This is a genomic window from Pseudomonas extremorientalis (assembly GCF_024584605.1).
GTDB classification, from domain to species: Bacteria; Pseudomonadota; Gammaproteobacteria; order Pseudomonadales; family Pseudomonadaceae; genus Aquipseudomonas; species Aquipseudomonas extremorientalis.
This window is the reverse complement of sequence record NZ_CP089519.1, coordinates 1,432,561-1,455,909: the sequence shown is the minus strand read 5'-3', so window position 1 is coordinate 1,455,909 and position 23,349 is coordinate 1,432,561. Positions and strand designations below refer to the sequence as shown.

At 62.4% G+C, this 23,349-nt stretch carries 19 protein-coding genes; 9 read left to right on the top strand and 10 right to left on the bottom strand.

Annotated features, from left to right (window positions below; translation table 11 throughout):
• Nucleotides 1-140: 140 nt before the first annotated feature.
• The 8 genes from LUU92_RS06360 to LUU92_RS06325 all read right to left on the bottom strand — a co-directional run bounded on the left by LUU92_RS06360 (nucleotide 141) and on the right by LUU92_RS06325 (nucleotide 9,469).
• Nucleotides 141-1,142, bottom strand: coding sequence for a diguanylate cyclase (locus tag LUU92_RS06360; RefSeq protein WP_012722554.1), 1,002 nt, complete (start codon nucleotides 1,140-1,142; stop codon nucleotides 141-143).
• A 51-nt stretch (nucleotides 1,143-1,193) separates the two neighbouring features.
• On the bottom strand, nucleotides 1,194-2,204 hold the full coding sequence (locus LUU92_RS06355; protein ID WP_071488766.1) for a chemotaxis response regulator protein-glutamate methylesterase: 1,011 nt from the start codon (nucleotides 2,202-2,204) through the stop codon (nucleotides 1,194-1,196).
• Nucleotides 2,201-4,465: a hybrid sensor histidine kinase/response regulator gene (locus LUU92_RS06350; RefSeq protein ID WP_257103315.1), complete on the bottom strand. Its 2,265-nt coding sequence runs from the start codon at nucleotides 4,463-4,465 to the stop codon at nucleotides 2,201-2,203. The genes LUU92_RS06355 and LUU92_RS06350 overlap by 4 nt, the downstream gene beginning before the upstream one ends.
• Nucleotides 4,462-5,163 (bottom strand): chemotaxis protein CheW, encoded by a 702-nt coding sequence (locus LUU92_RS06345; protein WP_257103314.1) that lies wholly within the window; start codon nucleotides 5,161-5,163, stop codon nucleotides 4,462-4,464. Before LUU92_RS06345 ends, LUU92_RS06350 begins: the two co-directional genes overlap by 4 nt.
• Nucleotides 5,160-6,419 (bottom strand): CheR family methyltransferase, encoded by a 1,260-nt coding sequence (locus tag LUU92_RS06340; protein WP_257103313.1) that lies wholly within the window; start codon nucleotides 6,417-6,419, stop codon nucleotides 5,160-5,162. The genes LUU92_RS06345 and LUU92_RS06340 overlap by 4 nt, the downstream gene beginning before the upstream one ends.
• The gene (locus tag LUU92_RS06335) at nucleotides 6,416-6,928 is read right to left on the bottom strand and encodes a chemotaxis protein CheW (RefSeq protein WP_092241100.1); all 513 of its coding nucleotides are present in this window, start codon (nucleotides 6,926-6,928) and stop codon (nucleotides 6,416-6,418) included. Before LUU92_RS06335 ends, LUU92_RS06340 begins: the two co-directional genes overlap by 4 nt.
• On the bottom strand, nucleotides 6,928-8,550 hold the full coding sequence (locus LUU92_RS06330) for a methyl-accepting chemotaxis protein (protein ID WP_071488761.1): 1,623 nt from the start codon (nucleotides 8,548-8,550) through the stop codon (nucleotides 6,928-6,930). Before LUU92_RS06330 ends, LUU92_RS06335 begins: the two co-directional genes overlap by 1 nt.
• A gap of 211 nt (nucleotides 8,551-8,761) precedes the next feature.
• Complete coding sequence (locus LUU92_RS06325) at nucleotides 8,762-9,469, bottom strand: tellurite resistance TerB family protein (RefSeq protein ID WP_071488760.1); 708 nt, start codon at nucleotides 9,467-9,469, stop codon at nucleotides 8,762-8,764.
• A gap of 168 nt (nucleotides 9,470-9,637) precedes the next feature.
• Between LUU92_RS06325 and LUU92_RS06320 the strand changes: the two genes are divergently transcribed.
• The 9 genes from LUU92_RS06320 (at nucleotide 9,638) to LUU92_RS06280 (ending at nucleotide 21,654) form a co-directional block, all read left to right on the top strand.
• Nucleotides 9,638-10,549 (top strand): LysR family transcriptional regulator, encoded by a 912-nt coding sequence (locus tag LUU92_RS06320; protein ID WP_071488759.1) that lies wholly within the window; start codon nucleotides 9,638-9,640, stop codon nucleotides 10,547-10,549.
• 133 nt (nucleotides 10,550-10,682) lie between these two features.
• A complete protein-coding gene (locus LUU92_RS06315; protein ID WP_222541092.1) occupies nucleotides 10,683-12,140 on the top strand; it encodes a gamma-aminobutyraldehyde dehydrogenase in 1,458 nt (485 codons plus the stop codon).
• Between the two features lie 72 nt (nucleotides 12,141-12,212).
• Nucleotides 12,213-13,364: a putative ABC transporter substrate-binding protein YdcS gene (gene ydcS, locus LUU92_RS06310; protein ID WP_071488757.1), complete on the top strand. Its 1,152-nt coding sequence runs from the start codon at nucleotides 12,213-12,215 to the stop codon at nucleotides 13,362-13,364.
• Nucleotides 13,365-13,553: 189 nt separating this feature from the next.
• Entirely contained in the window at nucleotides 13,554-14,588 is a 1,035-nt protein-coding gene (locus LUU92_RS06305; RefSeq protein ID WP_071488756.1) for an ABC transporter ATP-binding protein, read from the top strand.
• A gap of 1 nt (nucleotide 14,589) precedes the next feature.
• Nucleotides 14,590-15,519, top strand: a complete 930-nt coding sequence (locus LUU92_RS06300; RefSeq protein ID WP_257103312.1) for an ABC transporter permease — start codon at nucleotides 14,590-14,592, stop codon at nucleotides 15,517-15,519.
• A complete protein-coding gene (locus LUU92_RS06295) occupies nucleotides 15,509-16,318 on the top strand; it encodes an ABC transporter permease (RefSeq protein ID WP_025856826.1) in 810 nt (269 codons plus the stop codon). The genes LUU92_RS06300 and LUU92_RS06295 overlap by 11 nt, the downstream gene beginning before the upstream one ends.
• Before the next feature lie 21 nt (nucleotides 16,319-16,339).
• The gene (locus tag LUU92_RS06290; protein ID WP_071488754.1) at nucleotides 16,340-17,764 is read left to right on the top strand and encodes a gamma-aminobutyraldehyde dehydrogenase; all 1,425 of its coding nucleotides are present in this window, start codon (nucleotides 16,340-16,342) and stop codon (nucleotides 17,762-17,764) included.
• A gap of 63 nt (nucleotides 17,765-17,827) precedes the next feature.
• Nucleotides 17,828-19,690 carry an NAD(P)-binding protein gene (locus LUU92_RS06285; protein ID WP_092241087.1) on the top strand — a complete coding sequence of 621 codons (1,863 nt, stop codon included), beginning with the start codon at nucleotides 17,828-17,830 and terminating at the stop codon, nucleotides 19,688-19,690.
• A 338-nt stretch (nucleotides 19,691-20,028) separates the two neighbouring features.
• On the top strand, nucleotides 20,029-21,654 hold the full coding sequence (locus LUU92_RS06280; RefSeq protein WP_092241085.1) for a glucan biosynthesis protein D: 1,626 nt from the start codon (nucleotides 20,029-20,031) through the stop codon (nucleotides 21,652-21,654).
• Between the two features lie 44 nt (nucleotides 21,655-21,698).
• Here LUU92_RS06280 and LUU92_RS06275 read toward each other — a convergent pair whose 3' ends face one another.
• Both LUU92_RS06275 and LUU92_RS06270 read right to left on the bottom strand, forming a co-directional pair.
• Entirely contained in the window at nucleotides 21,699-21,884 is a 186-nt protein-coding gene (locus LUU92_RS06275) for a hypothetical protein (RefSeq protein ID WP_058423750.1), read from the bottom strand.
• 270 nt (nucleotides 21,885-22,154) lie between these two features.
• Nucleotides 22,155-23,261: an NADH:flavin oxidoreductase/NADH oxidase gene (locus LUU92_RS06270; protein ID WP_071488751.1), complete on the bottom strand. Its 1,107-nt coding sequence runs from the start codon at nucleotides 23,259-23,261 to the stop codon at nucleotides 22,155-22,157.
• Nucleotides 23,262-23,349 lie beyond the last annotated feature (88 nt).

Sequence of the window (23,349 nt, the reverse complement as noted above, 5' to 3'; positions counted from 1 at the left end):
CGGCGAGTATAACGGCAAATGGGGGGGAACGGCAGTCCGCTGGGCGAAAAGGCAGGATTTGTACACAACCCAAGACCCATCAAGATCCCAATGTGGGAGGGGGCTTGCCCCCCCCACATTGAATGGGGTAAGACTTCAGGTCACTCGATACCGACCTGATTGCGCCCATTATGCTTGGCCGTATACAACCCCTTGTCCGCCGCCACAATCACCTGCCGACAATCCGTGCCCTGCTGCGGCGTCATCGTGGACAAACCAATACTGATAGTCAGACTGGAACCCTCGGTCGGCGCAATGTGCGGAATTTTCAGCGCGGCAACGGCCATGCGCAGTTTTTCCGCCACCAACCGCGCTCCGCCCGGCGAGGTGTTAGGCAGCACCAGGGCAAACTCCTCACCGCCATAGCGCGCCGGCAAATCCGAAGGCCGACTGCTGGCCTCTCGGATGGTCGCCGCAACCTTGCGCAAAGCCTCGTCACCTTCGACATGCCCGAAGCTGTCGTTGTAAGTCTTGAAGAAATCCACATCAATCATCAACAACGACAACTGAGTCTGGTCACGCATGGCACGCCGCCATTCCAGTTCCAGGTACTCGTCGAAATGGCGACGATTGGACAGCCCGGTGAGGCCATCGGAGTTCATCAGCCGTTGCAGCACCAGGTTGGTGTCCAGCAGTTGTTGCTGGCTGACCCGCAACGCACGGTACGCCGCATCACGCTGCAACAGGGTCATATAGGAGCGCGAGTGATAGCGAATGCGCGCCACCAATTCGATGTTATCCGGCAACTTCACCAGGTAATCATTGGCCCCGGCCGAAAACGCCGCGCTCTTGATCAGCGGGTCTTCCTTGGTGGAAAGCACGATGATCGGGATGTTCTGCGTGGCCGGGTGGTTGCGGTATTCGCGCACCAGGGTCAGGCCATCGAGGCCGGGCATTACCAGGTCTTGCAGGATAACGGTCGGCTTGATGCGGATCGCCTGGGCAATCGCCTGGTGCGGATCGGCGCAGAAGTGGAAGTCGATATTTTCTTCATGGGCCAGGCCACGCCGCACGGCTTCGCCGATCATGGCCTGGTCGTCGACCAATAACACCATGGCGGCATTTTCGTCGGTCTTGATGTCGTCGATCTGTAAATCATTCATGTGCAGTCACCTGAATTACTGCCTGCAAGCCAGCACCGCGAGAGGCCTTGTTCATTTGGCAAAGACCTCCAGCAATCGGGGCGCAATTCTATCCAGTGGGCGAATTTCAACAGCAGCATCTATCGCCGCCGCCGCTTTGGGCATGCCGTACACCGCCGAGCTCTGCTGATCCTGGGCGATGGTCAAATAACCTTGTTCACGCAGCAATTTTAGGCCCTGGGCCCCGTCGCGCCCCATGCCGGTCAGCAGTACGCCGACGGCATCGCCATTCCAGTGGCTGGCCACGCTTTCGAAAAACACGTCGATCGACGGCCGGTAAATCTCGTTCACCGGCTCTGCCGTATAGGCTAGCGTGCCATTCTTCAATAAACGAATGTGGTGGTTGGTACCGGCCAGCAGCACCACCCCGCTTTGCGGTGGCTCACCCTCGCGGGCCAGGCGTACCGGCAGGCCGGAGGCGCTGCTCAGCCACTCGGCCATGCCGGCGGCGAACACCTGGTCCACATGCTGCACCAGCACGATGGCGGCGGGAAAGTCCTGGGGCAAGCCCTTGAGCAGGATTTCCAGGGCAGCCGGGCCACCTGCCGAAGACCCGATGGCCACCAGGCTCTGGCGTTTGCCGGTAGTCCGCGGCGTGACGGTTTCGGCGCGTACACGGCTGCCGCGCTGGCCGATCAGCCAGCCGATATTGAGGATCTTGCGCAGCAGCGGCGCCGCCGCATCCTTGGGATTGCCCACGCCCAGCGTCGGCGTGTCCACCACGTCCAGGGCGCCATGACCCATGGCTTCGAACACCCGGCTGACGTTGGCCTGGCGGTCGACGGTCACGATGACGATGGCGCACGGGGTCTCGGCCATGATCTGGCGGGTAGCCTCCACGCCGTCCATCACCGGCATGATCAGGTCCATCAGGATCAGGTCCGGGGTCAGCTCGGCGCAGCGCTGCACCGCTTCCAGGCCGTTGCTGGCCACCCACACCACTTCGTGCGCGGGCTCGAAACTCAAGGCGCGGCGCAGGGCCTCTACCGCCAGGGGCATGTCATTGACGATCGCAATCCTCATGCCCGTGCGCCTCCGATCAGTTCCACTACGGCGTCCAGCAGGGCGTCATCGTGGAAACTGGCTTTGGCTAAATAATAGTCGGCGCCGGCGTCCAGTCCACGACGTCGGTCTTCTTCACGGTCTTTGTAGGACACCACCATCACCGGCAACGATTGCAGGCGACTGTCACGGCGCAAGAGTGTGACCAATTCAATACCGTCCATACGAGGCATATCAATATCAGTGATCAACAGGTCAAAGTCTTCGGAACGCAAGGCGTTCCAGCCGTCCATCCCATCGACCGCCACGGCCACTTCATAACCACGATTAAGCAGCAATTTGCGTTGCAGTTCGCGCACTGTCAGCGAGTCGTCCACCACCAGCACCCGCTTGCGCGGTGCCTCGGTGGTTTGCTGGCTGCGCCGGGCAATGCGCTCCAAGCGGCCGGTGTTGAGCAGTTTGTCCACCGAGCGCAGCATGTCTTCGACGTCGACGATCAACACCACCGAGCCGTCGTCCAGCAAGGCACCGGCGGAAATATCCTGGACCTTGCCCAGGCGATCATCCAGCGGCAACACCACCAGCGTACGCTCGCCGACAAAGCGCTCCACGGCAATCCCATACACCGCATCACGCTCGCGGATCACCACCACTTTCAGGGTGTCCGACTGACTCTGCCCCGCCGGGCGTTGCAGCAATTGGCTGGCGGCGACCAGCCCGACATGCCGGCCCTCGTGCCAGAAATGCTGGCGACCCTCCAGTTGCACGATGTCGTCGGGCGCCAGGTCGCACATGCGTTCGATATGGGCCAGCGGGAACGCGTAGGCTTCCTCGCCGACTTCCACCACCAGGCTGCGCACCACCGACAGGGTCAGCGGCACCTCCAGGTGGAAACGACTGCCCTGCCCTGCCGTTTGCTCCAGCACCACCGCACCACGCAGTTGGCGGACCATATGCTGCACCGCATCCAGGCCGACCCCGCGCCCGGACACTTCGGTGACCTTGTCGCGCAGGCTGAACCCCGGCAGGAACAGGAACGTCAGCAGTTCTTCTTCGCTCAGGCGCAGGGCGGTTTCCACCGGCGACAGGTGCCGGTCGACGATGGTGCCGCGCAGGCGCTCCAGGTCGACGCCATTGCCGTCATCGCTCAATTCCAGCACCAGCAACCCGGCCTGATGGGAGGCGCGCAGGCGGATCAAACCTTCCGCCGGCTTGCCCGCCAGCAGACGTTGTTCAGGCATTTCGATGCCGTGGTCGACGGCATTGCGCAATAAATGAGTGAGTGGCGCTTCGAGCTTTTCCAGCACGTCGCGGTCGACCTGGGTCTTTTCGCCTTCGATCTCCAGGCGTACCTGTTTGCCCAGGCTGCGACCGAGGTCGCGCACCATGCGCACTTGCCCGGCCAGCACATCGGCAAACGGGCGCATGCGACAGGCCAGCGCGGTGTCATACAGCACTTGGGCGCGCTGGCCGGCTTGCCAGCCAAACTCGTCCAGTTCAGCGGTTTTTTCCGCCAGCAGGGCCTGGGCTTCGCTGAGCAGGCGGCGGGTGTCGGCCAGGGCTTCCTGGGCTTCGAGCGGCAATTGTTGAGTCTTGAGTTGCCCGTCCAGCGTATCCAGCGCTCGCACGCTCTGGCTGTGAAGGCGCTTGAGACGCTGCAGGCTGGCCAGATACGGCTTGAGCCGCTGGGTCTCCACCAGGGATTTACTCGACAGGTCGAGCAGGCTGTTCAAACGCTCGGCGGTCACCCGCAGCACGCGCTCACCGCCTTCGGTCATGCGTTTGTTCTGGCGTGGCGGCTCGGCGACCACCGGCGGCGCGGGCTCCGGTTCGGGTTCGGGCTCCGGCAGCAGTGTTTCGACGATGGGCGCCGGCTCTGGCACAGGCGCCTGGGACGGGTCCAGCAAGCGCTCCATCAACGCCACATAGGCGTCGATGTCAGCCGGCCCCACATCATTGCCCGGCGTGGCGATGCGCATCAGCAGGTCGGTGCCTTGCAGCAGCGCATCGATATGTTCGGGTTGCAGGTACAGGCGACCTTCCTGGGCACTGACCAGGCAATCTTCCATGACGTGGGATACGCTGACCCCGGCGTCCACCCCAACGATCCGCGCGGCGCCTTTGAGCGAGTGCGCCGCGCGCATGCATGCTTCAAGCTGATCGGCCTGGGTCGGGTTGCGTTCCAGGGCCAGCAGGCCCGCGCTCAATACCTGAGTCTGCGCATCGGCTTCCAGGCTGAACAGTTCCAGCAGCGAGGCATCGCGCATCTGGTCGGGGGTCATGTGAGGCTCCGGGTCACGGCAGACAACAATTGCGCCTCGTCCAGCCAACGCAGGCTGCGGCCTTTCCACTGCAACACGCCTTGGGTGTAGCGCGCACTGGTCTGGGTGCCCGAGACCGAGGCGGCCTTCAAGGTGCGCTCATCGATGGCATGGATGCCGTCGACTTCATCCACCGGCACCACCACCGGACCATCCTGCGCGGCGATGATCAACATGCGCGGCATGATGCGCCCACCGCTGGCGCCGTTGCCGGTGGCATCCAGGCCCAGCAGTTCCACCAGCGACAGGCACGCCACCAGCGCACCACGGACATTGGCCACGCCGAGCAAGGCGCGGGAACGCTGGTGGGGCAGTGAATGAATCGGTTGCAGCGGCGCAACTTCCACCAGGCAGCGGGTGGCAATGCCCAGCCATTCCTCACCGAGGCGGAACATCAGCAGGGAGCGGGTGACCACGTCTTCGCCGACGTCAGCAGCGGCAACCGGACGATGATCATCCTGCTGCAAGGCATAGCGGTCCAGCAAACGTGTGGCCGCTGCCGAGTACACCGAGCAGTTGCGGCAGTGAATATGGTCCGCCAGCAGCGGGCAGGACTTGTCGCCATGGATGCCGATGCGGTTCCAGCAGTCGTCGATGGCTTGGGTATCGGCCAGGGTCAGGTCCAGCCCTGCGGTATCGAGTGCGTCGGTGTTACTCATCGTTTGGACTCACTGTCAGCTCGCTCACTCCGCGCGGCACGCGCCTGCAAGCGGCGCGCCCCCGCACTGTCGCCCTGGGACTCGAGCAACGCCGCCAGGTGCATCAAGGCCTGCGGGTGCTGGGGTTCCAGGTACAAGGCTTTTCGATAATAACCCTGGGCTTCCAGGGCACTGCCGGCCACATCGCTGAGCAGCCCCAGCCAGTAGAACACCTGGGCGGCCGGCGGATGGTTACTCAAATACTGTTCGCATGCAGCGCGGGCTTCGGCGCTTTTGCCTTCGTTGGCCAGGGTAGCGATGCGGCTGAGCAAGTCGCCCGCATCGGTTTGCACCGTCTTGATCGGCACCACCTGGGCGCTGGCCTTGCTGAAAGGCCGTGGCTTGCTCGGGATCGGTGCCGCACTGCGTTGCGGGACGGGCGCGGCGCTCGGCACAAATACCGGCTCGGGCTTGACCGGCTCGGCATGCCGACTGAACGCAAAGGACTGCGGCACACCAATCGAACGCATGCCGTGGCGCCCCAGCAGGCTGCCCTCGGCCGGACCGATAAACAGCACGCCGTCCACGTGGGTCAGGCCCTTGAGCACCTCGAACACTTGTTTCTGGGTCGGCTGGTCGAAGTAGATCAGCAGGTTGCGGCAGAACACGAAGTCGTAGCTCGCCTCATTGGCCAGCAGTGTCGGGTCGAGCAGGTTGCCGACTTGCAGGCGCACCTGTTCGCGCACGCGGTCGGCAATGTGATAACCGTCACCGTACTCGGTGAAATGGCGGTCGCGGAAGGCGATATCGCCGCCGCGAAAGGAGTTTTTGCCATACACCCCACGCCGTGCGCGCTCCACCGACAACGGGCTGACATCCACGCCCTGCACCTTGAACTGATGCGGCGCCAGCCCGGCGTCCAGCAACGCCATGGCGATCGAGTAAGGTTCTTCACCGGTGGAGCACGGCAGGCTGAGGATGCGCAGTGCGCGCATCTGCTTGATTTCGGCCAGGCGCGCCTTGGCCAGGCGGGCCAGGGTCGCAAAGGATTCGGGGTAACGGAAAAACCAGGTTTCCGGGACGATCACCGCTTCGATCAGCGCTTGCTGTTCATCCTGGGAGCTTTGCAGGTGCTGCCAGTATTCACAGGGGGTCTGCGCGTTGACCGCCTGAGTGCGTTGGCGCACCGCCCGCTCGATGATGGCTTCGCCGACCGAGGCAACGTCCAGGCCGATGCGTTCTTTCAGGAAGGCAACGAACCGCGGATCGTGGCTCATAGGCTCAACCCGGGGCAAAACAGCACGGCGCGCACGTCGTCGGTCAGCAGGTCATTCACGCCGATCCATTGCATCAGGCCCTGCGCATCTTCGCGCACCGGTCCCAGGTACGGCGCCTGGCGGTTGTCCAGGCCATAGGGCTGGAACTGGGCCGGGTCGCAGCGCAGGGTGTCGGTGGCCTGCTCCAGGATCAACCCCAGCCAACGCGGCTCGCGCCAGGGCTCTGGCTGGTAATTGACCAGCACCAGCCGCGTGCTGGTACGCGCCTGGGCAGCGGTGCCGAAAGTCAGGGCGCTGAGGTCGATCACCGGCACCAGCGCGCCGCGATGGGCAAAGATGCCCGCCACCCACAGCGGCGCATGGGCAATCGGTTTCAATGGCAGGCGCGGCAGCACCTCGGCCACTTCCGTGGCCTTGAGGGCATAACGTTCGTTGCCGATGTGGAACACCAGGAACAACGCCTTTTTCGCTGCCGGGACGGCGCCGCGTTTAGCCGCGAGGTCGCTCATCAGACTTTGAAACGCGACACGCCGCTGCGCAGACCGACCGCCACCTGGCTCAGCTCATCGATGGCAAAGCTGGCCTGGCGCAGGGACTCGACGGTCTGGCTGCTGGCATCGCCCAGTTGCACCAGGGCGTGGTTGATCTGCTCGGCACCGGTGGCCTGGGCCTGCATGCCTTCATTGACCATCAACACCCGCGGCGCCAGCGCCTGTACCTGGTGGATGATCTGCGACAGTTGCTCGCCCACTTGCTGCACTTCGAACATGCCGCGGCGTACTTCTTCGGAGAACTTGTCCATGCCCATCACGCCCGCCGACACCGCCGACTGGATCTCGCGCACCATCTGCTCGATGTCGTAGGTGGCCACGGCAGTCTGGTCGGCCAGACGCCGCACTTCGGTGGCAACCACGGCAAAACCACGCCCGTATTCACCGGCTTTCTCGGCTTCAATGGCGGCATTCAACGACAGCAGGTTGGTCTGGTCGGCGACCTTGACGATGGTCACCACCACCTGGTTGATGTTGCCGGCCTTCTCATTGAGGATCGCCAGCTTGGCGTTGACCAGGTCGGCGGCGCCCATCACCGAGTGCATGGTTTCTTCCATGCGCGCCAGGCCTTGCTGGCCGGAACCGGCGGCAACCGAGGCCTGGTCGGCGGCGGTGGACACTTCGGTCATGGTGCGCACCAGGTCCTTGGAGGTGGCCGCGATCTCGCGGGAGGTAGCGCCGATCTCGGTGGTGGTGGCGGCAGTTTCGGTGGCGGTGGCCTGTTGCTGCTTGGAGGTGGCGGCAATCTCGGTCACCGAGGTGGTCACCTGCACCGACGAGCGCTGGGCCTGGGACACCAGGGCCGTGAGCTCGGTCATCATGTCGTTGAAGCCGGTTTCGACCGCGCCGAACTCGTCCTTGCGCTCCAGGTTCAAGCGTTTGCTCAGGTCACCGTCGCGCATGGTTTCGAGGATATCGACGATGCGCTGCATCGGCGCCATGATCGCGCGCATCAGCAGCAGGCCGCACAGGCCGGCAGCGAGGATTGCCAGGGCCAGCGATACAAACATGCTGATTTTCGCGGCGGATACTGCATCATCAATCGCGTTGGTCGCACGGTCGGCGACGTTCTTGTTCTCGGTGATGATGTCGTTGAGCTTCATGCGGCCTGCGACCCAGCTTGGCGTCATCTGCGTGTCGAACAGCTTGCGTGCGCCAGCTATGTCCTTGTTCTGCAGGCGCTCTACGACGGCAGCCAGCGCCTTGTTGTAGGCCTGGTGCTGGATTTCGAATTTATCGAACTCGGCCTGGTCCTCGCCTCCACTGATGGTCGCCTGGTAGTTGGCCATCTGCTGCAGGATGCGTGCTTCATAGGACTTGAAGTCGGCTTTGTCGGTGTCGGTGAGACCCTTGTCTTCACGCAGGCCAATCAACTCCAGGGTCTGCAGGTAACTGTCGACCCACGCGCTACGGATCATGGAGCTGAGGTAGACCCCGGGCACCGCGTCGTCGCGCACCGCGACTTCACTGGTTTCGATCTTCAGCAACCGTGAATAGGAGACCACGACCATTAACAGCATGATGGCGATAATGACCGCAAAACTTGCCAGGATGCGTTGGCGCAAGGTCCAGTTCTTCACAGTAATTCCTCGGAGGGCCATTCAAATGGAGGGGAGTATAGCTGAGCAGAAGCCCTCATTTATCAACGGGTTTTGCTGTAGCGTCCACAGAATGCAAATGTGCGAGGAGGCTTGCCCCCGATGGCGATGTGCCAACCAACTGTAAATAGGCTGAAACACCGCTACCGGGGGCAAGCCCCCTCGCACATTTTGATCGCTGCACGCCCCGTCTTTACGCGTTCAGCCGCACCTGTTTTTCCAGTTCCAGCTTCAAGCCGGGCTCGAGCTTCAGTTGGCGGGCCAGCTCGTCAAGGTAGGCTTTCTCCATGAAGTTCTCCTCGTCCACCAGCATCACGCTGGCGATGTACATCTCGGCCGCCATTTCCGGAGTGCCGGCAGCCCGCGCCACATCGGCCGGGTCCAGGGGTTTGTTGAGTTCGGCGTGCAGCCAGCTTTGCAGCTCGCGGTCGTTGTCCAGCTTGGTGAATTCGCCTTCGATCAGCGCACGCTCGCGCTCGTCCACATGGCCATCGGCTTTGGCCGCCGCAACCAGCGCCTTGAGGATGCCCTGACTGTGTTGCTCGACCTGGGCCGGTGGCAGGCGATCGATAGTCTGTGGCTCGCCCTGGGGCGCGCTGGCCTGATTGGCCTGCCAGTTGCCGTAGGCCTTGTAGGCGATAACGCCCAACGCCGCCAAACCGCCGTAGGTCAGCGCCTTGCCGCCGAATTTACGCGCCTTCTTGTTGCCCAGCAGCAGGCCCATGGCCCCCGCCGCCAGCGCGCCGCCGCCAGCACCACCGAGCAGGCTGCCCAGGCCGCCACCGCCGAGCAGACCGCCCAGAGCACCTTTGTCGTCCTGTCTACGCTGGCCGCCAGCCTTGTTTTGCAGCATGTCCTGGCCAGACTTGAGCAACTGATCGAGCAATCCACGGGTATTCATTCGCAGCCTCCAGACACTTGGGTTCATAGGACCAATAGGCCCCCAGCGTAAAACTAAGTGCCAAAAAGCCCTGATCTAGAGTGCTTCCAGATGTAACGCGACCGCCCTTCACTTAAATCGATATACACTCGAACAAATCTATAAAAACACCCCACTGGTAATTCCAGCATGATGACCTTGCGTCAAATCCGGCACTTTATTGCCGTGGCCGAGACCGGTTCGATCTCCGCCGCCGCGCAGACGGCGTTTATTTCCCAGTCGACCCTGACCCTGGCGATCCAGCAACTGGAACAGGAAATCGGCGTCAACCTGTTCAACCGTCACGCCAAGGGCATGACCCTCACCCACCAGGGCCATCAGTTCCTGCGCCAGGCGCACCTGATCCTCGCCACCGTCGACAACGCCAAGCGCAGCCTGCAACAGAGCACCGACCAGGTCGCCGGACAGTTGATCATCGGCGTGACCAGCCTGGTGGCCGGTTATTACCTGGCCGATTTGCTGACTCGCTTCCAACGCGCCTACCCCAATGTGGAAATCCGCGTGATGGAGGACGAACGCCCGTATATCGAGCATTTGCTGGTCAGCGGCGAAATCGACGTGGGCGTGTTGATCCTCTCCAACCTCGAAGACCGCCACGCCCTGCAGACCGAAGTGCTCACCCACTCCCCGCACCGGCTTTGGCTGCCCGCACAGCATCCGCTGCTGGAGCACGACAGCATCAACCTGGCCGACGTGGCGCGCGAGCCCTTGATCCAGCTGAACGTCGATGAAATGGGCCACAACGCCCAACGCCTGTGGACCAGCGCCGGCCTGCAACCGCGCGTGACCCTGCGCACCGCCTCCACCGAAGCGGTGCGAAGCCTGGTGGCGGCAGGCCTGGGCGTGTCGATCCAACCCGACATGACCTACCGCCCCTGGTCGCTGGAGGGCGACATTATTGAAGCGCGGCCGATTGCCGACCTCAGCCAGACCCTCGACGTGGGCCTGGCCTGGCGCCGTGGCACGGCGCGCCCGGCGCTGGTGGACCCGTTCCTGACCGTTGCCCGCGAACAGCCGCACCCGCGCAAGCCATCTATTTAATCGAATGCTGTATTCAGTATTTAGTATTTGTTGACCTCGCGCCTGACCTCTAGTCTCTGCTTATCCCCTAAGAGAAAGGTCAGGCCTTCGTAAGAGAACGCCCATGGCCGCACAAGAAAAGAGATCACGAAAAATGTCCGGCGCGCCCACCCCGCTGCTCACTGCGTTGCTGATCGACGGCGAACTGGTCCCGGGCCAGGGTTTTGCCGAGCCGATCCTCAACCCGGCCACCGGTGAAGTCCTCACCCAAATCGCCGAAGCCAGCGCCGAGCAGGTCGAGACCGCGATCCTTGCCGCCCACCGTGCCTTTGCCGGTTGGTCGCGGACCACGCCGCAGCAACGTTCGAACATCCTGCTGGGCATTGCCGACGCCATCGAAAAACACGCCGATTACCTGGCCCGCCTGGAGTTCCTGAACTGCGGCAAGCCGTTGCACCTGGCGCGCCAGGATGACTTGAGCGCCACCGTGGATGTGTTCCGCTTCTTCGCCGGGGCCGTGCGTTGCCAGACCGGGCAACTCAGCGGTGAATACCTGCCGGGCTACACCAGCATGGTGCGTCGCGATCCGATTGGCGTAGTGGCCTCGATTGCGCCATGGAACTACCCGCTGATGATGGCCGCGTGGAAAATCGCTCCGGCCCTGGCGGCCGGTAATACGCTGGTGTTCAAGCCATCGGAACACACGCCGCTATCGATCCTCGCCCTCGCCCCGGTGCTCAAAGACCTGTTGCCGCGTGGCGTGATCAACATTCTGTGTGGCGGCGGCGAAGGCGTTGGCAGCCATCTGGTCAGCCACCCCAAGGTGCGCATGGTTTCACTGACCGGCGACATCGTCACCGGGCAGAAGATTCTGCAGGCTGCCTCCAAGACCCTGAAACGCACGCACCTGGAACTGGGCGGCAAGGCGCCGGTGATCGTATGCAACGACGCCGACCTGCAAGCCGTGGTCGAGGGTGTGCGCGCCTACGGTTACTACAACGCCGGCCAGGACTGCACCGCCGCATGCCGCATCTACGCCCAGGCGGGTATCCACGACAAACTGGTCGCCGAGCTCGGCGCCGCTGTCAGTAGCCTGCGCTTTGCCGGCAAGCGCGACACCGACAATGAGCTGGGGCCGCTGATCAGCACACGCCAGCGCGACCGCGTGGCCAGTTTTGTCGAACGCGCCCTCGGCCAGCCACATATCGAACGCGTCACCGGCGCCGCCGTGCATTCCGGTGCCGGCTTCTATTACCAGCCGACGCTGCTGGCCGGCTGTAAACAGAACGATGAAATCGTGCAGCGCGAAGTGTTCGGCCCGGTGGTCACCGTGACGCGCTTCGACGAACTGGAACAGGCGGTGGACTGGGCCAACGACTCCGAGTACGGCCTGGCCTCGTCCGTGTGGACCCAGAACCTGGACAAGGCCATGCAAGTGGCGGCGCGTCTGCAATACGGCTGCACCTGGATCAACAGCCATTTCATGCTGGTCAGCGAAATGCCCCATGGCGGCTTGAAGCGCTCGGGGTATGGGAAGGATCTGTCCAGCGACTCGCTGCAGGACTACAGCGTGGTGCGACACATCATGGCGCGCCACGGCCAGCATCTTTAAAACAACAACTAAGCTCTTGCGTTACCGGTTCAAACAACTGCCCCGACCATAATTAAAGAAGAGGGAACCCCCATGTCTGCGCACAAGACCGCACTGCTCAGTGCTTTGACTACCGCGCTGCTGGCCAGCGCCAGCCTGCAGGCCGCCGAACCGCTCAAAGCGGTGGGTGCCGGTGAAGGCCAACTGGATATCGTCGCCTGGCCCGGCTATATCGAACGCGGCGAAAGCGACAAGGCCTACGACTGGGTCAGCGGTTTCGAGAAGGAAACCGGCTGCAAGGTCAACGTGAAAACCGCCGCTACCTCTGACGAAATGGTCAGCCTGATGGCCAAGGGTGGCTATGACCTGGTGACCGCGTCGGGCGATGCGTCGCTGCGGCTGATCGTCGGCAAACGGGTGCAGCCAATCAATACCGCACTGATCCCCAACTGGAAGAACATCGACCCCCGCCTGAAAGACGCGCCGTGGTACGTGGTTGGCCAGCAAACCTACGGCACCCCGTACCAGTGGGGGCCAAACGTGTTGATGTACAACACCAACGTATTCAAGACCGCGCCCACCAGCTGGAATGTGCTGTTCGACGCGCAGAACCTGCCGGACGGCAAGCCGAACAAAGGCCGCGTGCAGGCGTATGACGGCCCGATCTACATCGCCGACGCGGCGCTGTACCTCAAGTCGGCCAAGCCGGAACTGGGCATCCAGAACCCGTACGAACTCACCGAAACACAGTACAAGGCCGTGCTTGAATTGCTGCGCGCCCAGCAACCGCTGATCCACCGCTACTGGCACGACACCACCGTGCAAATGAGTGACTTCAAGAACGAAGGCGTGGTGGCCTCCAGCGCCTGGCCGTATCAGGTCAACGGCCTGCAGAACGAGAAGCAGCCGATTGCCTCGACCATTCCGAAGGAAGGCGCCACCGGCTGGGCCGACACCACCATGCTGCATGCCGAAGCCAAGCACCCGAACTGTGCCTACAAATGGATGGACTGGTCGCTGCAACCGAAGGTCCAGGGCGATGTGGCCGCCTGGTTCGGCTCCCTGCCGGCGGTGCCGGCGGCGTGCCAGGCAAGCGAATTGCTCGGCGCCGAAGGCTGCAAGACCAACGGCTTCGACCAGTTCGACAAGATCGCCTTCTGGAAAACCCCGCAGGCGGAAGGCGGCAAGTTCGTGCCCTACAGCCGCTGGACCCAGGATTACATCGCGATCATGGGTGGCCGCTAGACACCATCGGTCTCCTGTGGGAGGGGGCTTGCCCCCGAGTGCAGTGTGTCAGCCAGCACATCTGTAACTGATCCACTGCTATCGGGGGCAAGCCCCCTCCCACATTGACCGCATTCACAGATGTTTTGTTTTTTCAGAAGTCCAGGCCGGGCCGCTGCGACGATCCGTGCCTTTTCGGAGCACCGCACCATGACACTTGCAGTCCAATTCACCCACGTTTCCCGTCAGTTCGGCGAAGTGAAGGCCGTTGACCGGGTTTCCATCGATATCCAGGACGGCGAGTTCTTTTCCATGCTCGGGCCTTCCGGCTCGGGCAAGACCACCTGCCTGCGCCTGATCGCCGGGTTCGAGCAGCCGAGCGCAGGCTCGATCCGTATCCACGGCGAGGAAGCCGCCGGCTTACCGCCCTACCAGCGCGACGTGAACACCGTGTTCCAGGATTACGCGCTGTTCCCCCATATGAATGTGCGCGACAACGTCGCCTACGGCCTCAAGGTCAAGGGTGTGGGCAAGACCGAGCGCCTCAACCGCGCCGAAGAAGCCCTGGCCATGGTCGCCCTCGGCGGCTACGGCGAGCGCAAGCCGGTGCAGCTCTCCGGCGGTCAACGCCAACGAGTGGCCCTGGCCCGCGCCCTGGTCAATCGCCCGCGTGTGTTGTTGCTGGATGAACCCCTGGGCGCCCTCGACCTCAAGCTGCGCGAGCAGATGCAGAGCGAACTGAAAAAGCTGCAACGCCAGCTGGGCATCACCTTTATCTTCGTGACCCACGACCAGACCGAAGCGCTGTCGATGTCCGACCGCGTCGCAGTCTTCAACAAAGGTCGCATCGAGCAGGTCGACACCCCGCGCAACCTGTACATGAAACCGGCCACCGCCTTCGTCGCCGAGTTCGTCGGCACCTCCAACGTGATTCGCGGCGAGCTGGCGCAGCGCCTCAGCGGCAGCACGCAACCCTTCTCGATCCGCCCGGAACACGTGCGCTTCGCCGAGGGCCCGCTGGGCGCCGGCGAAGTGGAAATCAGCGGCCTGCTCCACGACATCCAGTACCAGGGCAGCGCCACCCGCTATGAACTGAAACTGGAAAACGGCCAGGCGCTGAACATCAGCCAGGCCAACAACCAGTGGCTGGACATCAGCAGCGGCCACCAGGTCGGCCAGTCCATCACCGCCCGTTGGGCGCGGGAAGCCATGACCCCGCTGACCGACAGCGCAGGCGAGGTGTGACATGAGCCTGGCTATTTCCCACCCGCCGAAGCGCAGGTTTTCCAACCTGCTCTACCGCAAGCCCAACCTCTACCTGGCGATGCTGCTGGTGCCGCCGCTGATCTGGTTCGGCGCGATCTACCTCGGTTCGTTGCTGACCCTGCTGTGGCAAGGTTTTTATACCTTCGACGACTTCACCATGGCGGTCACGCCAGACCTGACCCTGGCCAACTTCGCCGCGCTGTTCCAGCCGTCGAACTTCGACATCATTGTGCGCACCTTGAGCATGGCGATCGTGGTATCGATCGCCAGTGCCATCGTGGCCTTCCCCATCGCCTACTACATGGCGCGCTACACCACGGGCAAGACCAAGGCGTTCTTCTACATCGCGGTGATGATGCCGATGTGGGCCAGCTATATCGTCAAGGCTTATGCCTGGACCTTGCTGCTGGCCAAGGGCGGCGTGGCGCAGTGGTTCGTGCAGCACCTGGGCCTGGAGCCTGTGTTGCAGTTCGTGCTGGGCGTTCCCGGCGTGGGCGGCAGTACCTTGAGCACCTCGCATCTGGGACGGTTCATGGTGTTTGTCTATATCTGGCTGCCGTTCATGATCCTGCCGATCCAGGCGTCCCTGGAGCGTTTGCCGCCGTCCTTGCTGCAAGCCTCTGCCGACCTGGGCGCCAAACCGCGCCAGACCTTCATGCAGGTGATATTGCCGCTGTCGGTGCCAGGGATTGCCGCAGGTTCCATCTTCACCTTCTCGCTGACCCTGGGCGATTTCATCGTGCCGCAACTGGTCGGCCCGCCCGGCTACTTCGTCGGCGGCATGGTCTACGCGCAGCAAGGCGCCATCGGCAACATGCCCATGGCAGCGGCGTTCACCCTGGTGCCGATCGTGCTGATCGCGGTTTACCTGTCCATCGTCAAACGCCTGGGGGCCTTCGATGCACTCTGAAAAATCCTCATTGGGCCTGAAGATCGCCGCCTGGGGCGGGTTGGTGTTTCTGCACTTCCCGATCCTGATCATCTTTCTTTATGCCTTCAACACCGAAGAAGCTGCGTTCAGCTTTCCGCCCCAGGGCTTCACCCTGAAGTGGTTCAGCGTGGCGTTCGCGCGGCCGGACGTACTGGAGGCGATCAAGCTGTCGCTGCAGATCGCCGCCATCGCCACGCTGATCGCCATGGTGCTCGGCACGCTGGCCTCGGCGGCGCTGTATCGCCGCGAGTTCTTCGGCAAGCAAGGCGTGTCGCTGATGTTGATCCTGCCGATTGCGCTGCCGGGGATCATCACCGGTATCGCACTGCTGGCGACGTTCAAGACGCTGGGTATCGAGCCTGGGATGTTCACCATCATCGTCGGCCACGCGACCTTCTGCGTGGTGATCGTCTACAACAACGTCATCGCCCGCTTGCGCCGCACCTCCCACAGCCTGATCGAGGCCTCGATGGACCTGGGCGCCGACGGCTGGCAGACCTTCCGCTACATCATCATGCCCAACCTGGGCTCGGCGCTGCTGGCCGGCGGCATGCTCGCCTTTGCATTGTCGTTCGACGAAATCATCGTCACCACCTTCACCGCCGGCCACGAGCGCACCTTGCCGCTGTGGCTGCTCAACCAGTTGAGCCGCCCGCGGGATGTGCCGGTGACCAACGTGGTGGCGATGCTAGTGATGCTGGTAACGATGTTCCCGATTCTCGGTGCCTATTACCTGACCCGCGGCGGTGAAAGCGTGGCCGGGAGTGGCGGTAAATAATTGTTTGAAGAGGACATGGCTATGCAAACCAAACTGCTGATCAACGGCCAACTGGTCGAAGGCGAAGGCCCGGCGCAGGCTGTATTCAACCCGGCTCTGGGCCGCGTACTGGTAGAAATCAAGGAAGCCAGCGAAGCCCAGGTCGACGCCGCCGTGCGCGCCGCCGATGCAGCCTTCGAAGGCTGGTCGCAAACCGCGCCCAAGGATCGTTCGCTGCTGCTGCTGAAACTGGCGGACGTGATCGAGGCCCACGGCGAAGAGCTGGCCAAGCTGGAATCGGACAACTGCGGCAAGCCCTACAGCGCCGCGCTCAACGATGAAATCCCGGCGATTGCCGATGTATTCCGTTTCTTTGCCGGCGCCAGCCGTTGCATGAGCGGTTCGGCCGGCGGTGAATACCTGCCCGGCCACACGTCGATGATCCGCCGCGACCCGGTGGGGGTGATCGCCTCCATCGCGCCGTGGAACTACCCGCTGATGATGGTCGCCTGGAAAATCGCCCCGGCCCTCGCCGCCGGTAATACCGTGGTGCTCAAGCCGTCGGAGCAAACCCCGCTGACCGCATTGCGCATGGTCGAACTGGCCGCTGAAATCTTCCCGGCCGGCGTGCTCAACCTGGTGTTCGGCCGTGGGCCTACCGTGGGCAGCCCACTGGTGACGCACCCTAAAGTGCGCATGGTGTCGCTGACCGGCTCCATCGCCACCGGCGCAAACATCATCTCCAGCACCGCCGACAGCGTGAAACGCATGCACATGGAGTTGGGTGGCAAGGCGCCAGTGATCATCTTCAACGATGCGGACATCGACGCCGCCGTGGAAGGCATTCGTACCTTCGGTTTCTACAACGCCGGCCAGGATTGCACGGCGGCCTGCCGGATTTACGCGCAGGCGCAGATCTACGACAAGTTCGTCGAAAAACTCGGCGCGGCGGTCGCCAGCATCAAGTATGGATTGCAGGATGACCCGGCCACGGAGTTGGGCCCATTGATTACTGCGCAACATCGCGACCGTGTTGCCGGGTTTGTCGAACGCGCCGTGGCGCAACCGCACATTCGCCTGGTCACGGGTGGCAAGGCGGTGGAAGGCAATGGTTTCTTCTTTGAACCCACCGTGCTGGCCGACGCACAGCAGGACGACGAGATCGTGCGCCGCGAAGTATTCGGGCCGGTGGTCTCAGTGACCAAGTTCAACGACGAAGCGCAGGTGCTGGGCTGGGCCAACGATTCGGACTACGGCCTGGCGTCGTCCGTATGGACCGCCGATGTAGGACGTGCCCACCGCCTGGCGGCACGCCTGCAGTACGGCTGCACCTGGGTGAACACCCACTTCATGCTGGTCAGCGAAATGCCTCACGGCGGTCAGAAACTGTCTGGCTATGGCAAGGACATGTCCATGTACGGGCTGGAGGACTACACCACCGTGCGTCATGTGATGTTCAAGCACTGACGATTCAACTCGGCATTCCCTCTGGATGCCGGGAACCTATAACAATAATTTTCAGGATCCCCCATGGATATCACCCGCCGCGACTTCCTCAACGGCGTCGCTGTCACCCTCGCCGCCGGCATGACCCCACTGCAAATCCTGCAAGCCGCCCCTGATGGCCGTTACTACCCACCCGCCCTTACCGGCCTGCGCGGCAGCCATGCGGGCTCGTTCGAAGTGGCGCACCAGATGGGCTGGGAAAAGAAGGTGTTCGACACCGACAAGCTGCCGGTCACCGAAGACTATGACTTGGTCGTCGTGGGCGGTGGCTTGAGTGGGCTGTCGGCGGCGTGGTTCTATCGCGAGAAGCACCCCAAGGCGAAGATCCTGATCCTGGAAAACCACGACGACTTCGGCGGCCACGCCAAGCGCAATGAATTCCAGGCCGGTGGCCGCATGATCATCGGCTACGGTGGCAGCGAGGCGTTCCAGTCGCCCAATCACCTGTACAGCAAGGAAGTGAACGGGCTGCTGAAAAAGCTCGGCGTGAACATCAAGCGCTTCGAAACCGCCTTCGACCGCCGGTTCTACCCCGGTCTCGGGCTGTCGCGCGGGGTGTTTTTCGACAAGGAGAACTTCGGCGAAGACAAACTGGTGACCGGCGACCCGACGCCGATGGTCGCCGACGACATCGCCCCCGACCAACTCAACGCACGGGCCATCCGCGATTTCATCAATGACTTCCCGTTGCCGGCGGCAGACCGTCAGGCCCTGATCGAGCTGCACACCGCGCCCAAGGACTACCTGCCGGGCAAGACCGCCAAAGAAAAGGCCGACTACCTGGCAGCCACCAGCTACCGCGATTTCCTGCTCAAGAACGTCGGTTTGTCGGAAGGCGCGGTGAAGTACTTCCAGAGCCGCACCAACGACTTCATGGCGCTGAGCATTGATGCCGTGGCGTCGGCCGATGCCTACAGCGTGGGTTTCCCAGGTTTTGCAGGGATGAACCTGGCGCCAATCAGCGAAGAAGCGGCAGCCGAAATGGAAGAGCCCTACATCTATCACTTCCCGGACGGCAATGCGTCGGTGGCACGGTTGCTGGTACGCAGCCTGATCCCAGGCGTAGCGCCGGGACATACCATGGACGATATCGTGCTGGCGGCATTCGACTACGCCAGGCTCGACCAACCCAAGGCGGCGGTGCGGCTGCGCTTGAACAGTACGGCGGTCAGTGTGCGTAACGTCGGCGACGGTGTGCATATCGGCTACAGCCGTGGCGGCCAACTCGCACAGGTGCGTGGAAAACGCTGCATCCTGGCCTGCTACAACATGATGATTCCGTATTTGTTGAAGGATTTGCCGGCACCGCAGGCTCACGCCTTGAGCCAGAACGTGAAGTACCCGCTGGTGTACACCAAGGTGGTTATCCGCAATTGGCAGTCATTCCAGAAGCTCGGCGTTCACGAGATTTACGCGGCAACCCAGCCCTACAGCCGGATCAAACTGGACTACCCGGTGAGCATGGGCGGCTATGACCACCCACGCGACCCGACGCAGCCGATCGGCTTGCACATGGTCTACGTGCCCACCAGCCCCAACAGCGGCATGAACGCCCGCGACCAGGCCCGCGCCGGGCGTGGCAAGTTGTATGGGCAGACGTTCGAACAACTGGAAGCGCAGTTGCGTGACCAGTTGCAACGCATGCTCGGGCCCGGCGGTTTCAATCATGAGACCGATATTCTGGCGATCACTGTCAACCGCTGGTCACACGGTTATGCGAGCTTCTCCAACAGCTTGTTCGATCAAGCCGATGAAACCGAAGCGTGGATGCAGCTGGCGAAAAAGCCGGTGGGGCATGTGAGCATCGCCAACTCGGATGCGGCGTGGAGTGCGTATGCCCACGCGGCGATTGATGAGGCTTACCGGGCGGTGGGTGAAGTCGCCTGAAATGCAGTCTGAATGTGGGAGGGGGCTTGCCCCCGATTGAGTTGGACCTGCGCAGTATTCAGTGACTGGCACACCGCTATCGGGGGCAAGCCCCCTCCCACATTTGGATCTTCATATTTCTTAAGTAATGTGTTCGACCACAGAGTCGGAAATGTCTTGTCGCATTTGCAACGCCATCACCACGCTATCAATCAATTTTCCTACGTCATCGAACCGCTTAAGCTATCCGGCGTCTGTTTAATGTCCGTTGCGTTTGGTCGAAGGCATGTCCGAACCGTAATTTCTGATCCGCTACGTGCCAGGAACGGCGCGGGATTTGCTCACGACAGGTTGTCTCTATGCACCGCAGGAATTTGCTCAAAGCGTCCATGGCCATTGCGGCTTACACCGGCTTGTCGGCCAGCGGCCTGCTCGCCGCCCAGGCCTGGGCCGGGAACCGTGCTGCCGATGGCAAGGCCGTGGCGTTCGACTTCGACACGCTCAAGGCCCAGGCCAAACAACTCGCCGGGACCGCTTACAAGGACACCAAACAGGTGCTGCCGCCCACGCTGGCGACCATGACCCCGCAGAATTTCAATGCCATCGGCTACGACGGCAACCATTCGCTGTGGAAGGAATTGAACGGCCAACTGGACGTGCAATTCTTCCACGTTGGCATGGGCTTCAAGACGCCGGTGCGCATGCACAGCGTCGACCCCAAGACCCGTGAAGCCCGTGAGGTGCATTTCCGCCCCTCCCTGTTCAACTATGAAAAAACCACGGTCGACACCAAGCAACTGACCGGCGACCTGGGCTTCTCCGGCTTCAAGCTGTTCAAGGCGCCGGAACTGGATCGCCATGACGTGCTGTCGTTTCTCGGTGCCAGCTACTTCCGCGCGGTGGATTCCACCGGCCAGTACGGCCTTTCTGCCCGTGGCCTGGCCATCGACACCTACGCGAAAAAACGCGAGGAATTCCCCGACTTCACGCAGTTCTGGTTCGAAACCCCGGACAAGAACGCCACCCGCTTCGTGGTTTACGCACTGCTCGACTCGCCGAGCGCCACCGGCGCGTACCGCTTCGACATCGACTGCCAGGCCAACCAGGTGGTGATGGCCATCGACGCCCATATCAATGCGCGTACCACCATCGAACAATTGGGCATCGCGCCGATGACCAGCATGTTCAGTTGCGGCACCCACGAACGCCGCATGTGCGACACCATCCACCCGCAGATCCACGATTCGGACCGCCTGGCGATGTGGCGCGGCAACGGCGAGTGGATCTGCCGACCGCTGAACAACCCGGCCAAGCTGCAATTCAACGCATTTGCCGACAAAGACCCGAAGGGGTTCGGCCTGGTGCAGACCGACCATGAGTTCGCCAGCTACCAAGACACCGTGGACTGGTACAGCAAGCGCCCGAGCCTATGGGTCGAACCGACCACCGCCTGGGGCGAAGGCTCGATCGACCTGCTGGAAATCCCGACCACCGGCGAGACCCTCGATAACATCGTGGCCTTCTGGACGCCGAAAACACCCGTGGCCGCCGGCGACTCGCTCAACTACGGCTACAAGCTGTACTGGAGCGCGCTGCCGCCGGTGAGCACACCGTTGGCGCAAGTCGATGCAACCCGTTCGGGCATGGGTGGCTTCACCGAAGGCTGGGCACCGGGTGAGCACTATCCGCAAGTCTGGGCGCGTCGTTTTGCCGTGGACTTCAAGGGCGGCGGCCTGGATCGCCTGCCGCCAGGCACCGGGATCGAGCCGGTGGTGACCTGTTCCCATGGCCAGGTGAAGGACTTCAGCGTGCTGGTGCTGGATAACATCAAGGGCTACCGCATCCTGTTCGACTGGTACCCGACCAGCGACAGCGTGGAGCCAGTTGAGCTGCGCCTGTTCATTCGCACCCAGGACCGCACTTTGAGCGAAACCTGGCTGTACCAATACTTCCCGCCGGCGCCGGACCAGCGCAAGTACACCTGATGCACCGCGTTCCCACGCTTGCGTGGGAACGCCCCCTCTTCGGTTCAGAACCGCGATACACTCTTCATTGCCCCAATCAAATAGCGCATCGCCACCTGATCGTTCTCGGTCAGCGCTCGATACTGCGCCAGCAACTCCATTTCATCCGAGCTCAACCTTCGCCCCCGCAATGACACCCTGCGGGTCAGAAAAGACGCTACCGCACCCGCCACACCATAGGACTTGGCCATGGACTGCTTCTCCTGTTATCCAACAAATACTCCTGGTGCCCATAACCCCTTCCCGTGAAGCGCAATGCCTGCGTGGGAAAACCGACTGACTCCCTGGGCCAGAAATCAGGCTTACCCTAAGCGTAGAAACGATCTCGCCAAGCGTGCGATTTTTTTAGAGTAATCACTTAAATAATTACATCGGTAACGAATACCTACAGCGCTATCCCACGCTATGACCGTAAAAAAACCCACCGGGTCAGGGTGGGTTTCGGCGGAGCGTGTCAGGGCTCAATCTCTCAAATCCGACTCGTGGATAGGTTGGTCACGATGGGTAGCACGCTGGTACTGCGCCGGCCAGATCGCCTTGCGCCCACCCAGGTCATCATCGGCGTGCAACGGCCAGTACGGGTCGCGCAACAGCTCACGGGCAAGGAAGATAATATCGGCCTGACAGGTGCGCAGAATGTGCTCGGCCTGGGCCGGCTCGGTGATCATGCCCACGGTGCCGGTGGCGATGCCCGACTCCTTGCGCACGCGTTCGGCGAAGCGGGTCTGGTAGCCGGGGCCAGTGGGGATCTCGGCGTTGGCGGCGGTACCGCCTGACGAAACGTCGATCAGGTCCACGCCCAGCTCTTTCAGGCGACGCGCCAGTTCCACGGTTTCATCCGGGTTCCAGCCGTCTTCCACCCAGTCGGTGGCCGACACCCGCACAAACAGCGGCAGCTCCTGGGGCCAGATCTCACGCACGGCCCTGGTCACTTGCAGCACCAGGCGGATGCGGTTTTCGAACGAGCCACCGTACTGGTCCTGACGTTGGTTGCTGATCGGTGACAGGAATTGATGCAGCAGGTAACCATGGGCGGCGTGGATTTCCACCACTTCAAAACCGGCGGTCAGCGCGCGTTTGGCAGCGGCGACGAAATCGGCGATCACTTGCTGGATCTGCCCTTCGTCCAACTGCCTGGGTTGGGTGTGCTGAGGGTCGAAGGCAATCGGTGACGGCCCCACCGGCACCCAGCCGCCGTCCTCCGGCTTGACGCTGCCATGCTTGCCGATCCACGGCCGATGGGTGCTGGCCTTGCGCCCGGCGTGAGCCAGTTGAATGCCGGCCACCGCGCCCTGGGCGGCAATGAAGCGCGTGATGCGTTGCAGCGGTTCGATCTGGGCATCGTTCCAGAGACCCAGGTCCTGGGCGGTGATGCGGCCATCGGCGGTCACGGCGGTGGCTTCGGTGAAAATCAGCCCGGCGCCACCGACGGCGCGGCTGCCAAGGTGCACCAGGTGCCAGTCATTGGCCAGGCCGTCATCGCTTGAGTATTGGCACATCGGTGAGACCGCGATGCGGTTGAGCAGGGTCAATTGACGCAGGGTATAGGGTTCGAGCAGCTGACTCATGGCGCACCTCTTCTGGGTTCTGTGGGCACTATTCAAACGGTGCTTAGAGCCTAGTCGACAACGCTGGATTGCACAGGGTTCAGAAGGA